This window comes from Pedobacter suwonensis, from assembly GCF_044762335.1.
In the GTDB taxonomy this organism is placed as follows: domain Bacteria; phylum Bacteroidota; class Bacteroidia; order Sphingobacteriales; family Sphingobacteriaceae; genus Pedobacter.
In genome coordinates this window covers 118,370-133,421 of record NZ_JBIWEB010000011.1, presented here as the reverse complement: position 1 = coordinate 133,421, position 15,052 = coordinate 118,370, and the positions used below count along the sequence as shown (strand labels likewise).

General features: G+C 38.1%; 14 protein-coding genes. 6 read left to right on the top strand and 8 right to left on the bottom strand.

Translation table 11 applies throughout. From position 1 onward, the window contains the following. Nucleotides 1–107 precede the first annotated feature (107 nt). Nucleotides 108–788, bottom strand: a complete 681-nt coding sequence (cmk, locus tag ACIQXP_RS17240) for a (d)CMP kinase (RefSeq protein WP_387506245.1) — start codon at nt 786–788, stop codon at nt 108–110. Between the two features lie 74 nt (nt 789–862). Between cmk and arfB the strand changes: the two genes are divergently transcribed. Next, nucleotides 863–1,270, top strand: coding sequence for an alternative ribosome rescue aminoacyl-tRNA hydrolase ArfB (arfB, locus tag ACIQXP_RS17235; RefSeq protein ID WP_293741400.1), 408 nt, complete (start codon nt 863–865; stop codon nt 1,268–1,270). Between the two features lie 171 nt (nt 1,271–1,441). Here the strand turns inward: arfB and ACIQXP_RS17230 are convergent, their stop codons facing one another. Together ACIQXP_RS17230 and lon are read right to left on the bottom strand one after the other, a co-directional pair. Further along, nucleotides 1,442–2,392: a lipid A deacylase LpxR family protein gene (locus tag ACIQXP_RS17230; RefSeq protein ID WP_387506243.1), complete on the bottom strand. Its 951-nt coding sequence runs from the start codon at nt 2,390–2,392 to the stop codon at nt 1,442–1,444. 83 nt (nt 2,393–2,475) lie between these two features. Then, nucleotides 2,476–4,947 carry an endopeptidase La gene (gene lon, locus ACIQXP_RS17225; RefSeq protein WP_090985260.1) on the bottom strand — a complete coding sequence of 824 codons (2,472 nt, stop codon included), beginning with the start codon at nt 4,945–4,947 and terminating at the stop codon, nt 2,476–2,478. A gap of 318 nt (nt 4,948–5,265) precedes the next feature. On the opposite strand from lon, the gene ACIQXP_RS17220 reads away from it, so the two are divergent. Next, nucleotides 5,266–5,886, top strand: coding sequence for a tetratricopeptide repeat protein (locus ACIQXP_RS17220; protein ID WP_387506241.1), 621 nt, complete (start codon nt 5,266–5,268; stop codon nt 5,884–5,886). A gap of 54 nt (nt 5,887–5,940) precedes the next feature. On the opposite strand, the gene ACIQXP_RS17215 is transcribed toward ACIQXP_RS17220, so the two are convergent. Continuing rightward, nucleotides 5,941–6,471 carry a hypothetical protein gene (locus tag ACIQXP_RS17215; RefSeq protein ID WP_387506239.1) on the bottom strand — a complete coding sequence of 177 codons (531 nt, stop codon included), beginning with the start codon at nt 6,469–6,471 and terminating at the stop codon, nt 5,941–5,943. Further along, on the bottom strand, nt 6,471–7,994 hold the full coding sequence (gpmI, locus tag ACIQXP_RS17210) for a 2,3-bisphosphoglycerate-independent phosphoglycerate mutase (RefSeq protein ID WP_387506237.1): 1,524 nt from the start codon (nt 7,992–7,994) through the stop codon (nt 6,471–6,473). The genes ACIQXP_RS17215 and gpmI overlap by 1 nt, the downstream gene beginning before the upstream one ends. 172 nt (nt 7,995–8,166) lie before the next feature. Between gpmI and ACIQXP_RS17205 the strand changes: the two genes are divergently transcribed. The 4 genes from ACIQXP_RS17205 to ACIQXP_RS17190 all read left to right on the top strand — a co-directional run bounded on the left by ACIQXP_RS17205 (nt 8,167) and on the right by ACIQXP_RS17190 (nt 11,142). Then, a complete protein-coding gene (locus ACIQXP_RS17205) occupies nt 8,167–8,565 on the top strand; it encodes a DUF4783 domain-containing protein (protein ID WP_090985254.1) in 399 nt (132 codons plus the stop codon). 129 nt (nt 8,566–8,694) lie between these two features. Next, complete coding sequence (gene nadC / locus ACIQXP_RS17200) at nt 8,695–9,537, top strand: carboxylating nicotinate-nucleotide diphosphorylase (RefSeq protein ID WP_387506235.1); 843 nt, start codon at nt 8,695–8,697, stop codon at nt 9,535–9,537. Nucleotides 9,538–9,586: 49 nt separating this feature from the next. Beyond that, a complete protein-coding gene (plsY, locus tag ACIQXP_RS17195) occupies nt 9,587–10,234 on the top strand; it encodes a glycerol-3-phosphate 1-O-acyltransferase PlsY (protein WP_090985250.1) in 648 nt (215 codons plus the stop codon). 101 nt (nt 10,235–10,335) lie between these two features. Continuing rightward, nucleotides 10,336–11,142, top strand: a complete 807-nt coding sequence (locus tag ACIQXP_RS17190) for a M48 family metallopeptidase (RefSeq protein WP_293741405.1) — start codon at nt 10,336–10,338, stop codon at nt 11,140–11,142. Nucleotides 11,143–11,362: 220 nt separating this feature from the next. On the opposite strand, the gene ACIQXP_RS17185 is transcribed toward ACIQXP_RS17190, so the two are convergent. The 3 genes from ACIQXP_RS17185 to ACIQXP_RS17175 form a co-directional block, all read right to left on the bottom strand. Then, the gene (locus tag ACIQXP_RS17185) at nt 11,363–12,622 is read right to left on the bottom strand and encodes an anthranilate synthase component I family protein (protein ID WP_387506232.1); all 1,260 of its coding nucleotides are present in this window, start codon (nt 12,620–12,622) and stop codon (nt 11,363–11,365) included. Between the two features lie 439 nt (nt 12,623–13,061). Then, complete coding sequence (locus ACIQXP_RS17180; RefSeq protein ID WP_387506230.1) at nt 13,062–14,342, bottom strand: adenylosuccinate synthase; 1,281 nt, start codon at nt 14,340–14,342, stop codon at nt 13,062–13,064. A 38-nt stretch (nt 14,343–14,380) separates the two neighbouring features. Further along, nucleotides 14,381–14,878, bottom strand: coding sequence for a Fur family transcriptional regulator (locus ACIQXP_RS17175; protein WP_145860497.1), 498 nt, complete (start codon nt 14,876–14,878; stop codon nt 14,381–14,383). Nucleotides 14,879–15,052 lie beyond the last annotated feature (174 nt).

Below are 15,052 nucleotides of genomic sequence, written 5' to 3'. Positions count from 1 at the left end.
TCTCCATTTCGCTGCGTTTCAGTCGAGACGATGATTCTTTCAGAATTTGTCAATGTTAATCGTCTATGAATCTATGACCAATGAACTAATGACTAATGAACTACTGACTAATGAACTAAAAACGGATTAACTTTCTCCAGCGCAAAATCCAATTGTTTCTGCTGTGTAAGATCGGTATTATCTAAAATAATGGCATCATCTGCCCTAACCAACGGACTTTCTTTTCGGGTAGTATCGGCATAATCCCTGTGGGCAAGGTTTTCGAAAACTTCTTCTAAAGTCGTTTCGTTATTACCTTTGCTCTCCAGTTCTTTAAACCTGCGTTCGGCCCTGATTTTCGGGTCGGCGGTCATAAAGAATTTTACAGGAGCATGTGGAAAAACAGTGGTGCCGATGTCGCGGCCATCCATTACAATGTTTTTAGATTTCCCCATACGCTGTTGTTGTTTCACCATTTCATGGCGCACAAGTTTATGCGCAGATACCTCACTTACATTTTCTGAAACCGGCATCAAACGGATCTCTTCTGAAACTTCTTCACCGTTAAGAGTGATGTGCGATTCATAATCGCGCGAATGGAAATTGAGTTCGATGTGTTGCAAGGCATCTTCAACCTGGGTATCATTGCTCACATCTATGCTGTTGCGTAAAAAATATAGGGTAACCGCACGGTACATGGCCCCGCTGTCTACATAAATGAAACCTAATTTTTTAGCCAGTGCTTTCGCTAATGTACTTTTTCCGCAAGATGAATAGCCGTCAATAGCTATAACCAAGTTTTTCTTCATTCTGCTACAAAGGTAAAAAAAGCCGATGGGTTTGCTAACTTTTTTTGGATCGATATTCTTTGTATTTTTGCCTTATGTTACCGAGCAGAGAAGAAATTTTACGATCAGCCATTTTTAAAACATCGCGTAGCGGGGGTAAAGGTGGACAGAACGTAAATAAGGTTTCGAGTAAGGTAGAACTGGTTTTTAATGTAGAAACATTTGAATATTTTACTGATGAGGAAAAAGCACAGCTTAAAATAAAGCTGCAGAACCGTTTGGATAGTGAAGGTCTGCTGCATATTGTTTCGCAGGAGGATAGGAGCCAGTTGCTCAATAAAGAAAATACCATTGCCAAACTCATTGATCTGTTAAGGAAAGCTTTGGTTGTCCAGAAAAAACGAAAGCCAACCAAAATCCCAAAAGGCGTTATCGAAAAAAGGTTAAAAAATAAAGCCTCAACAGCGGAGAAAAAGAGAAATCGGAAAGTAACTGGTTTTTAGTTTGTTTGAAAAGATTTGTTGTCGTTTGACTTTTTGAAGGATCTACAATGTCAGATAGCAATATCTGACATCACAAAAAAGAATCGTCACCCTGAATTTATTTCAGGGTCTATACCGGGATGCTAAAGTACGGTGATATATCTGTAAATAGCTATCAATTAGGTAGTTGTTTTAACTTTTCCCAAACCTATAATACAAACTCAAACCACCATAATTCTGTGCTTTAGCTACACTTTTAACTTCTTTTGTTTTAAGTATCACATTAAAATCGGCAGTAAACCTTTTTGAACTATAATTTACACCAAACTGTTGTTCAAAAACGATTGGCTTTACACCAAAAGTTACCGGGCTGTTGTTGTTGAAAAGGCTTCCCTGAATGGTGGCATCGTAAGCTACCAAATTGAGCTGCGGTTTTACATAAAAGAAAAATTCAGCATTATTTAAGCTTTTGGTTTTAGAATTTCCTATTACTGCATTATGGTAAGCACTATTGAACAATTGATTGATTTTACCAGCCCTAAAAAGCACTGATGTGCCCAAACCCGAAAAAGTGGTGCCTAAATTGGCATAACCCTGGGCACTGATATCTACAATTGGGTCTTCAGGTCTAAAGAGCAATTTACTGTAATTGGCAGCCAGGTTTACGGCCAGTTCATTTTTGATCTGGTAGTCCCAACCTGCCGGCGTATAAAAACCAACCGTTTTATGGAGAAAACGTTGTGCATCCTGTCCAAGTGAGTTAGGACCAACTGTACCTAATTCTACACTCGTTTTTAAAACACTCTCATTTTTATAAAAAACCGAGTATGCACCACCCAGGTAAAGGTAACCTGCAAAAGGTCTGTCCTGATCTTCTTTTTTCGGTACCTGGCCCCAATATGGGGTATACATTTTTTGTCCGGCAGAAATTTCGTAGGTTTTCTTTTCGATCTTATCTGATAACTTTTCGGTGTTAAGTGCTCTTCTGAAATAAATAAACAAGCCATTGGTATAATAACGATCATTTAAAGTAGCCAGGTAAGCATCATTTTCGGTTTTAAAACCAAATTCGTTTTTAAAAGATTGGGCAAAACCAGTTGATACAGCCAAACAAAAAAATAGTGCAAATAAAAGTGATTTCATAAAAAAGTCCCGATAATTACCGGGACTATAAAAGTATTTATTGTAATTGGATTTTTGATTGTTCTCTGTTAAAAGATTATAAATTAGTTTACAATTGGTGCAATTTTAATACTTAAATCTAAAGGTTTTTTTACCTTGTTTTTAGTTAGTGCCAAATCAATTACTTCGCTCATTTCGGTTACATAATGAAATTTTAAATCCTTGATATAACTTTCTTTGATTTCTAAAATATCTTTACGATTGCTCTTGCAAAGAATAATTTCTTTAATGTCGGCTCTTTTGGCGGCCAGGATTTTTTCTTTTATGCCACCTACCGGAAGCACTTTTCCGCGTAAAGTAATCTCACCGGTCATGGCCAAATGCTGTTTTACCTTACGTTGGGTAAAGGCCGAAGTTAATGCCGTTAACATCGTTATTCCGGCCGATGGACCATCTTTAGGCGTAGCGCCTGCCGGAACGTGTACATGTACATCCCAATTATCAAATAAAGTATAATCAATGCCAAATTCTGCAGCATGTGCACGTAAATAAGCCAGCGCAATCACCGCCGATTCTTTCATTACATCGCCCAGGTTACCTGTTAAGGTTAATTTTCCTTTCCCCGGACTTAAACTCGATTCGATGAATAAGATATCTCCACCAACACTTGTCCAGGCTAAACCCGTTACAACTCCGGCTACTTCATTGCCTTCGTACAAATCCTTGTCGTAAATAGGAGCACCTAAAATACGTTCCACATCATCATTGTCCAGATTTACGTTGTAGGTTTCTTCCATGGCAATTTTTGTGGCCACACCACGTACCAGCGAGCCTATTTTTTTCTCTAAACCACGCACTCCTGATTCTCTGGTGTAATCTTCAATTACTTTTTCGATCAGGGCAGGTTTAATGGAAATATCTTTGGTCTGCAAACCATGATTTTCTTTCTGTTTTGGCAACAGGTATTTTTTGGCAATCTCTATTTTTTCTTCAATGGTATATCCGTTTACTTCAATAATCTCCATACGATCTAACAATGCAGGCTGAATGGTGCTTAAAGAGTTCGCTGTAGCAATAAACAGGATGTTTGATAAGTCATAATCCACTTCTACATAGTGATCGTAAAAGGCATTGTTCTGCTCAGGATCTAAAACTTCCAGCAAAGCTGATGATGGATCTCCACGGTGATCAGTACCAACCTTATCAATCTCATCCAGCACAAAAACAGGATTATCTGCGCCGGCTTTTTTAATGGAAGAAATGATACGTCCCGGCATGGCACCGATATAAGTTTTGCGGTGGCCGCGGATTTCTGCTTCATCGCGGATACCACCTAAAGCCATGCGCACATATTTTCGGCCTAATGCTTTTGCAATAGATTTTCCCAGTGATGTTTTGCCGACTCCCGGAGGGCCGACCAAACATAAAATAGGCGCTTTCATATTGCGTTTTAGTTTTAGTACAGCCAGGTATTCAATAATACGTTGTTTTACTTTTTCTAAACCGAAATGATCTTTATCTAAAATTCGCTGTGCTCTTTTTAGGTCGAAATTATCTTTTGTAAACTCGTTCCACGGTAAATCCAACAATAATTCCAGGTAGTTTAACTGTACCGAATAATCTGGCGCAGCAGGATTCATTCTACCTAACTTGTCTATCTCTTTATCAAAATGATCGGCAACGGCCTGGGTCCATTTTTTCTTTTTAGCCCTTTCCTGTAAAGCGTCAAATTCTAAATCGGCAGCATTACCGCCAAGTTCTTCCTGAATGGTCTTTAGCTGTTGATTTAAAAAATAATCACGTTGCTGTTTGTCTAAATCGGTACGTACTTTTGACTGGATCTGATTTCTCAATTCCAGCATCTGCAATTCCACCATCAAAAGTTCCATTACCTTTTGTGCTCTTTCCTGCAATTTATCCATTTCGAGGATTTTTTGCTTATCGGCCATTTCGGCATTCATGTTTGATGAAATGAAATTGATCAAAAATGAATTGCTCTCAATATTCTTAAGTGCGATGCTGGCTTCGCTCGGGATATTTGGCGAAAGCTGGATGATCTGTGCAGACATCTCCCGTATAGAGGCAATCAACGCTTTAAACTCTTTATCTGCCTTGTGCTTTTGTTCTACAAACTTTTTAACAACCGCTTTAATGTAAGGTTCGTTCTGCACTTCTTCAATCAAACTGAAGCGTTGTTTACCCTGGATAATTACGGTTGTATTTCCATCAGGCATCTGCAATAGCTTAATGATGTTGGCAACGGTACCAACTGTGTTAAGCTGCTCAAAAGTAGGGTCTTCAATAGAAACATCTTTTTGAGAAACCACCCCAATGATCTTATTTCCTTTATAGGCTTCCTTAATCAACTTAATCGATTTGTCCCTTCCCACTGTAATAGGAATAACTACTCCAGGAAATAAAACGGTATTCCGCAAAGGCAATATGGCCAAGGTTTCCGGCGTTTCTTCATTGTTCATTTCATCTTCGTCCTGTTGAGACATTAATGGAAAAAACTCTGTATCCTCATTTATGATTGGCATTGCTGTTTGGAAATCAAATATATCTTGTTTACTCATTATCACATTTTCCGCTAACGACAAACTGGCAGTTTAGTCGTATTTAATTTGTTTAATTTTTGTATTCCCTTCATAAATTCAACTCTTGTGCCAAAATAAAAATAATATTAATGATATGTTAAAAAGGCAGAGTAATATTAATATTTTCGCCTATATCATATAAAGCATTTTTTAGCGTTTAAGCTAATGTTCAGGGCAAGCGGTTTTTAATGAAAGAAAAATTAAAAACTTTTAAATTATTAGAATAGGATTATATTGCAAAAAATTTCTCCTATAAATTTAATTAGGGGTTAGATTTGTTACACTTATTATTCATACATGGACTATTTTAAAAAAGCGATTTTAGGATTAATGATTTTTACATCAACCGCTAGTTTCGCGCAGAGCAATTACGAGAGGAGCATGCAGGCGATGATGAAGGGTGATTACAAAACCGCTGCTATGCAATTAGAAAAAGCTGAAGCTAAAACTCCTGATAATGCTCGTGTACTCCAGATGCTTGGTTATTCTTACTTCCAAAATCACGAATACGAGAAATGTATTGCCACTTACAGCCGATTGCTGAACATCAAGCCTACTGAAGTTTCGGCATATTATTATCGTGGTATAGCGAGGTTAAAAATTGCTAATGATCCTAAAGAATCGTTAAACACAATGCGTGAAAATTTTTATCAGGCATCTTTAAAAGATTTTACAAAAGCAATTGAGATTAACGGAGATGAAGATGCGCAGATGTTTCAGAACCGTGGCTTAGCTTATAAAGATTATGCAATTTTCAGGTCTTTCAAAGCAAAGAAAAAGGAAGAAAAAGCAGCTTGTATTTCTTTATTCAATAACTCTATTGCTGATTTTCAAAAGGTACTAACGCTACAACCGTTAAGAAAGGATATTATCGATTGGGTAACTTATGATAAGGCGCAGATTGCCAGCCTTAAATAAAAAACAATCATTGAAATGAAAAAAGGGATCTGAATAATATTCGGATCCCTTTTTTTATTTCAGTTTTCCGGTCACGGAGTATCTTTTGTTCTTTAATAGCCTGATTTTCTGGTGCTTTTTGATGCTGTATAAGCTGTCGGGACAATAAGTTAGCGTATCCTGAGATTGATAGAGAATATTTTTATTATCGATAATGATCTCTATTTTACCTGCTTTCTGACCTTTCCAGGTAATGGAGACCTTCTTTATGGGAATTTTTTTATGGTCAGAAGTATAAATATCAACTCCGTTTTCCTGGTTTGTTTTAAAACTTCCTTTCCATGATGTTTTGTTAATATCTGCATTAACAAAAATGGCAAGTTCCTTTGTCCAGTCAGCAATTTTAACGTTTTTGTTTTCAACCGTCCCATCTACGCTTACGCTTTTATTTACAACAGGGTTTAGCTTTTGTAAACGTGAAATTTCTTTCTCAAAATATCCTTTTATATCAAAATATGCCAAATTGGTATTTGCTTCAGCTGCTTTTCGCTGGTTACAGGAAAATAAAGCCAAAGCAAATACGGGGATAAAAAGTTTTTTGATCATTATACTAAAACGTTTCCTGTCATTTCTGCCGGAATAGCCACACCTAATATTTTTAGAATAGTAGGGGCAATATCACCTAATTTGCCGTCTGCAATGGTTTTGTAGTCTTTATCAATTAAGATGCAAGGAACCAGGTTGGTTGTATGCGCAGTGTTGACAGATCCGTCGGCATTCACCATAAATTCAGAGTTTCCGTGATCAGCTAAAAGAATGAACGAATAGCCGTTTTCCAAACCTTTGTTCACTACAGTTTCGGCACATTTATCTGCCGTTTCTACTGCTTTTACCACGGCCTCAAAAACACCTGTATGACCTACCATATCTGGATTGGCAAAGTTTAAGCAGATAAAATCAGCCCATCCTGTTTCCATTTCTTTAGTAATGGCATCCGTAATGCCTGCAGCACTCATTTCCGGTTGAAGGTCATAAGTTGCAACTTTTGGAGAAGGAATTAAGATGCGTTTCTCATTGGTAAATTCGGCCTCTCTACCGCCAGAGAAGAAGAAAGTAACGTGCGGATATTTTTCGGTTTCGGCAATACGAATCTGGTTTTTATTATTGTTAGCCAGTACTTCCCCGATAGTTTGGGTTAAATCATCTTTGGTGAAGATTACATTTACTTTTTCAAAACTCTCATCGTAAGTTGTCATAGTAACGTAATACAATGGCAGTTTATGCATCTGCTGCTCCGGGAAATCTTTCTGGGTCAAGGCCGTTGTAATCTCACGCCCCCTGTCAGTACGGAAATTGAAACAGATGACTACATCATCATTCTGAATAGTGGCTACCGGAGTAGCATTATCCTGCGTTAATACAATGGGTTTTAAAAACTCATCTGTAATACCATCCGCATACGATTTTTTGATTGCAGCTAAAGCATCCTGGGTTTTTTCACCTATTCCATTAACCATTACATCATAAGCTTGCTTTACACGTTCCCAACGGTTATCACGGTCCATGGCATAATACCGGCCAACCATAGTTGCCAGTTTAGTATTGGAATTTTGTAAATGGTTTTCCAGGTCGGTAATAAAACCCAAACCGGAGTTTGGATCCGTATCACGGCCATCCAAAAAAGCATGGACAAAAGAATTTGGAACATTTGCTTCATTTGCAGCATCGCATAAAGCTTTTAAATGTTCAATGTGTGCATGTACTCCACCATTTGAAACCAGACCGATAAAATGAACTGCTTTATTATGCTGTTTAGCATAATCAAAGGCACTTACTAAAACCGGATTGTTGTGCAATTCCCTGTCGGTTATAGCTTTATTAATTCTTCCAAGCTCCTGATAAACTACCCTTCCGGCACCCAGATTCATGTGTCCAACTTCTGAGTTGCCCATTTGGCCGGCAGGTAAGCCTACTGCTTCGCCAGATGCCTCAAGTCTAGAATTGGGGTACTTCTGTAATAACGAATCGAAAAAAGGAGTGTTGGCAGCGTATGCGGCGTCAGAATTATCTTGTTTTCCATAGCCCCAGCCATCTAGAATTATAAGCGCGAGTTTTTTATCGTTTACCATTTTTATCGTAAAATTTATTGATCTTTGTCAAAACATTTTCATGTATAACATGTTTAGTATTTTGTTTACATGGCAAATATAACTTTATTGAAGCGTATCCAAATGAAGAAATCCTTTTTTTGATATGCTAATGGCATAATTTTAGCTATAGGGTTCTGTATAAAATACAGAAATGATCCGGAGCTTATTTTTATTCATAATTAGTTTGTCGTCGTTATATCATCCAAATGCCTTTCAGGCCGATATAATCGATGATTTATCGTCGTATTTTAAGGCTGGCAACTCAAAGGAAATCGCTAAAGATTTTGCCTCAACTATTGAACTGATCATTATTGATGAAGAAGATGTATACTCTAAAGCACAGGGTGAACAGATTTTGAGAGATTTTTTTATCAAACATCCACCAATAAAAACAAGTATTTTTCATAAAATCAATACCAACCCAAATTATCGTTTTGGTGTAATCATGTTGAGCACTGCAAAAGAAACTTTCAGGGTTTCGATCACCATGAAAAAATTCAATACCAGTTTTTCTATTACCGAGTTACGGATAGAGCCTGCGAAGGATTAGTGAAATAGCAATTTGTTTAATTGAGCTTCTCTAATCAGAAACCAAATTAGGCTTAACGATTCAGATTAACCCTTGGGGAATTGTCTGCTAATAAATAATTATTATTTTTGCGGCATTAAAATCTATATTTTGGATAATCAACTGATACAGCAATTCATAAAAAATGCCCTTACTGAAGATGTGGGTGACGGAGATCATACTTCACTTTCTACAATCCCGAAGGGAACACAGGGAAAAGCCAGACTCATCATCAAAGAAGATGGTATTTTAGCTGGGATTGAATTGGCCATTGAAATATTTAAGGAAGTTGATCCCGGTTTGGAAGTTGATGTATTACTTCAAGATGGTGCTGCGGTTAGATTTGGAGATATAGCCCTAACCGTTGCCGGAAGTACACATTCTATTCTAATTGCTGAACGACTGGTGTTAAACTGCATGCAGCGTATGAGTGGCATTGCTACTAAAACGCATCGCATTGTCTCACTGTTGAAAACAACCAAAACCAGGATTTTAGATACCCGAAAAACCACCCCTGGTTTGCGCTATTTAGAGAAATGGGCGGTAAGGATTGGTGGAGGGGTAAATCACCGCATAGGTTTATATGATATGATCCTGATTAAGGACAACCACGTAGATTATGCAGGAGGGATTTCAAATGCCATTACAGCTGCTCAGAAATATATTACAGATCAAAATAAATCACTTCAGATCGAAATCGAGGTGCGGAACCTGGAAGAGTTAAGGCAGGTTGTTGCTGTAGGTGGTGTGGACCGGATTATGCTTGATAATTTCAGTTTTGAAGACTTAAAAGCCGCGGTGAAGCTAATTGACGGTAAATTTATTACCGAGGCTTCCGGAGGGATTACCGAAGAAAACGTTGCGGCATATGCAGCTTGTGGAGTAGATTTTATTTCGATGGGTGCGCTTACACATTCTGTGAAAAGCCTGGATATGAGTTTAAAAGCATACTAAATTGATTTGCTCTAAAATTAAAAGCTTATTTTTTGTAACATTGTAGGCTATGGTTACGGTTTATTCTCTCAGCGCGTTAATAATTGCTTACCTTTTCGGATCTATTCCAACGGCTGTATGGCTAGGTCAGGCCTTTTATGGTGTTGACGTTAGGGAATATGGAAGTGGTAATGCTGGCGCAACCAATACCTTTAGGGTGTTAGGCAAAAAAGCCGGAATTGCCGTAATGATCATTGATATTGCAAAGGGTTATACTGCAACCAATTTAGCCTATCTCATTGGCATGTCGGTAACCGGCCCCCAAAATTCAGTTGTTTTTGTTAACTACCAGCTCGCCTTGGGGGTAACTGCAGTAATGGGGCATTTGTTTCCTGTTTTCGCTGGTTTTAGGGGAGGAAAAGGAGTGGCTACACTTTTTGGAATGGTTTTAGCAGTTAACTTCGAAGCATCTATGCTTTGCGTTCTGGTGTTTGTGGTGGTACTGCTGTTAACTAAATACGTTTCATTAAGTTCCATTTGTGCGGGATTTACCTTTCCGTTAAGTGTGGTTTTCCTGTTTCAGGTTTCTATCAAATCTGAAGTGCTTTATGGTATGGTGGTTTGTATTTTAATTTTGGTTACCCACCAGAAAAATCTCGAAAGATTGCTGAAAGGCAAAGAATCAAAAGTGTATTTGTTTAGAAAGAAAACGAATTAACCAACAAAACACATTTCTGTAAAACTTATTTATAGACTTGCTGTTTAATCAACGGCTTTTGCTTATCAGTTTTACGAATCATTTAAAAAAAAATCGCATTTATGAAAAAAATATTTTTAGCAGCAAGCGTTGCTGGGATCTTATTATTTAACTCATGTTCTACTGTTCCTTTAACGGGTCGTAGTCGATTTGATCTGGTAAGTAACGACCAGGTTTTGCCAATGGCATTCCAGGCTTATAATACTTTTTTAACAGAAAATAAATCAGCTGTTTTGCCGGCGTCCAATGCTCAGGCTTTGAAAGTTAAAACCGTTGGAAACCGGTTAATTACTGCAGTAAAGTCATATATGAACAGCAATAACTATGGTAATCTGATCGCGGATTATCAATGGGAAGTTAATGTAGTACAGAATAACGAAAAAAATGCCTGGTGTATGCCGGGGGGTAAGATTGTGGTTTACACAGGTATTTTACCGATTACACAGGACGATGCTGGTTTAGCTACAGTTATGGGACACGAGATTGCCCATGCCATTGCAGGCCATTCAGCAGAACGGATGTCGCAAGAAATGGTAGCCCAGGGCATAGGTGCTGCTGCAGGTGTGGCGCTGTCTAAAAATCCTAAAACCCAATCTATTTTTAATACATTGTATGGTGTGGGTACACCTGTTGCGATGCTGAAATTTAGCCGTAACCAGGAGCTGGAGGCCGATCGTTTAGGTCTGATTTTTATGGCCATGGCCGGATATAATCCGCAAAATGCTACTGCTTTCTGGAATAGGATGTCAGACGCGTCAGCAGGATCACAAAGGCCACCTGAATTTTTGAGCACCCACCCAAGTGATGCAACACGAATAGCACAGATCCAAAAATATTTGCCTGAAGCGAAACAGTATTATAAGAAATAAGGTGAAAGGTTGAAGGTAAAGAGGTGGAAGGTTTTGCATGATGCAGGGCATTCCACTTTTTTTCTTTTATGGATGTTGATTTAAGAAAAGATTCTACGTCTTGGTCTTAGCGTCTTGCTAAGGCCTTTTTTGTCTCAAAAAAATATCAATTGCGTCCCGAATGACAGACTCTTTCTAAGAATATTCATTAAGTCTTAGCGGACGCTAAAACTAGGGTATGTTAATTGCCACCTAATACCTGCAAAATTGCACTGGCTTTGAGTAAACACTCTTCATACTCTTTTTTGGCATCTGATTCATAAGTGATCGCTCCTCCCACCTGAAATGATAAGTATTGATTATCACTATTGTATAAGATGCTTCTGATCACCACATTAAAATCGAAATCGCCATCAGGTGTTATATATCCAAACGAGCCAGAATAAACACCTCTTTTGCTTATTTCATACTCTTCAATCAATTTCATGGCTTTAACCTTTGGGGCCCCTGTCATGGAACCCATTGGGAAGGTATTTTTAATCGCATCGATAAAATGGATCTCCGGATTTAATCCACAGCTGATGGTCGAAATCATCTGGTGTACCTGCGGGAAGCTGTAAATGCCAAATAACTCTTCAACCTTTACCGAACCTTTAACTGCCGATTTGGTGAGGTCGTGGCGTACCAGATCAACAATCATTACATTTTCTGCCTGTTCTTTAACATTGTTTCTGAGCTGCAATTTTACAGCTTTATCTTTTTCCGGATCCGAACTTCTTTTTGCTGTGCCCTTGATAGGTTGTGAAATCAGTCTCGATCCGCGTTTGCACAAAAATCTTTCTGGTGTGGCAGATAAAATATATTGGTCGTAAATCTTAAAATAGCCTGCAAACGGTGTGGGCGAAATCTGGTTTAATGCCTCAAAAGTATGAACGGGGTCTATTTCAGCATTTTCTGCAAAAAATTCCTGGCAGAAATTGACTTCATAAATATCCCCTCTATGGATGTGGCTCCTTAACGCCTCAACTTTAGCTATGTATTGATCTTTAGATAATCTATGGGAGATCTGTATCGCTCTAAGTTGTTTTTTATTTTCAAAGGATAAAGATTCGATATCATCTAAAACAGACTCATTACCAATAAGAACTTCAGCATTACCATCCTTAAAAGCAATCAGGTATTTGGGAACAAAAAAGTATAAATCAGCAAAATTTAATCCGTCAGGATTATTAGATTGAAGATCTTCTATTTCGTTTTTTAAATCATAGCTGAAATAACCAAAAATCCATTGCTTATGTGTAGCATAAAAACTTTTTAACTGATCAAAACCATTACCTGTTGAGCACTTTAATTCTTGATGCACGTCAGCGGCGATAATGAAATCATAGGCCGAATAAGCATCGTGATAATTATTTGAATCTAAAAAGCAGCAGACTCCGAACTGGTTGGCCCAGTGTAATGCTTTTCGTTTAAAATCAGATATGTTTTGCAGGGTTTTCAAGCTGTCGCAAAGGTAAAAATAGAGATGGTAATTGTAGAAAATTAATTTTTATCTTTTGAAACAACTTTTTTGAGTTTCCCATCATATTTTCATTCAGATAAGTCATCATTTCGAATGGGGTGCAATGCAGCCGAAAACTACTTATTGCTCAGCGCAGCTAAATCTGTTTAGATAGATCTCTCTATTTCTAGATCTCTCTATTTCGCTACGCTTCAGTCGAGAGGACGCAACGTGTAGTTAAGTAATCCTAAAGCCTATGGCATTAAGATTCCCGCCTGAGCGGGAATGACGATTTTTTATTATAATTAACTAAAAACAAAAAAGCAACCCGTTATGGATTGCTTTTCTTTAATTAATCGTCACCCCGAATTTAATTTCAGGGTCTATTAAGTTAATATTAGATCGATGCTGAACTAAATTCAGTATGACGAATGAGGTTTTAATGTAATTGTAAAGTTTGCGCTCTATCTGGTCCTACTGAAAGGAATTTGATTGGCACTTCCAGTTCTTTTTCTAAAAATGCGATATAATCAGTCAGCTTAGCCGGTATTTCATCTAATGAAGTGATTTTGGTTACATCTGTAGCCCAGCCTTCAATTGCTTTTAACACAGGCTTGGGTTCGATAGAAATGATGTCATATGGCATATAATCAATCGTTTCGCCATTGTATTCATAATGGGTACAAGCATAAATGGTATCGAAAGTATCTAAAACATCAGCTTTCATCATAATTAATTCGGTTACACCGTTTAACATGATGGCATATTTTAAAGCAGGAAGATCAATCCAGCCACAACGGCGGGCACGACCTGTAGTTGCGCCAAATTCGTGACCTAATGCGCGCAGGTTTTCACCAACCTCATTATCTAATTCGGTAGGGAACGGGCCGCCACCAACACGTGTACAATATGCTTTGAAGATACCATAAACAGCACCTACTTTATTAGGGGCAATACCTAAACCGGTACAAGCACCTGCCGTTGTGGTGTTGCTTGATGTTACGAAAGGATACGAGCCGAAATCAACGTCTAACAACGTTCCTTGTGCACCTTCTGCTAAAACGGCTTTTCCATCTTTTAAGAAACCATTCACATAATGTTCGCTATCTACATGAGGAATGGTTTTTAGGAATTCGATGGCCTCAAAAAACGATGCTTCTTTCTCAGCTAATTCATATTCAAAACCTTCATAATGAGAAAGGATTTCTGTATGTTTTTCTACCAGCTTAGCATAACGCTCTTTGAAATCAGGTAGTGTAGTATCGCCGACACGTAAACCATTACGCCCGGTTTTATCCATATACGTTGGACCAATACCTTTTAAGGTTGATCCAATTTTGTTTTTACCCATGCGCGCTTCGTTAGCTGCATCCAATAGCTGGTGGGTTGGTAAAATTAAGTGTGCTTTTCGGGCAATCACTAATTTGCCATCGGCAATTGGGTCATGACCAGCTTTTTTTAAATTATCTAACTCTCTTTTTAGGATAATAGGGTCGATTACTACACCATTTCCGATAAGATTCATGGTTTTTTCGTTAAAAATTCCTGAAGGAATGGTATTTAAAACGAATTTTTTGCCATCGAACTCTAAAGTATGTCCGGCATTTGGGCCACCCTGAAAACGGGCGATAAGATCATATTTTGGACTTAGTACATCAACGATTTTTCCCTTTCCTTCATCACCCCATTGCAGGCCGAGAAGTACATCTACTTGCGTCATTATTTAATAAATTAAGCTGGTTTTATTTGTATTATGATTTAATTTTGTTCAATTTTTTCAGCTGTTGCTGCACTTTCATTTACTTTCCTGGCCATGCTGCAATCAGAGCAGAAACCATAAAGATTTAATGAATGGTGCTTAACGTCGAATTTTAAAAGATCACCCACCATGGTTTGGATCTGGTGGATGCGGGGATCACAGAATTCTACTACTTTACCACACTCGATACAGATCACGTGATCATGCTGGCGGTAACCATATGACTTTTCGAATTGCGCCATGTTTTTACCAAACTGGTGTTTGGTAACCAAGTCGCAGGAAACCAATAATTCCAACGTATTATAAACCGTAGCACGACTAACGCGGTACTTTTGGTTTTTCATGTGGATATACAGGGTTTCTACATCAAAGTGGTCGTTTCTTGAATATATTTCTTCCAATATAGCGAAGCGCTCTGGTGTTTTACGTAGATTTTTGTTCTCTAAATAAGCCTCAAAAATCTTACGGACGAGCTCATTTGTTTTTTGTTCAGACATAGTTTTTAAACTCCATTCAAAGGTAGTTAATTAGTTTGATTGTTCGAGGCTTAGATTGTTTAAATGTTGTCAAAGTCGGAGTTCTGAGGTCTGAATCCGGAAGTTGAAATCGCAAATAGACTGCAACTTAGACTCTAAACCCAGACTTCGGACTTCGGTCTACAGACTCCCGAC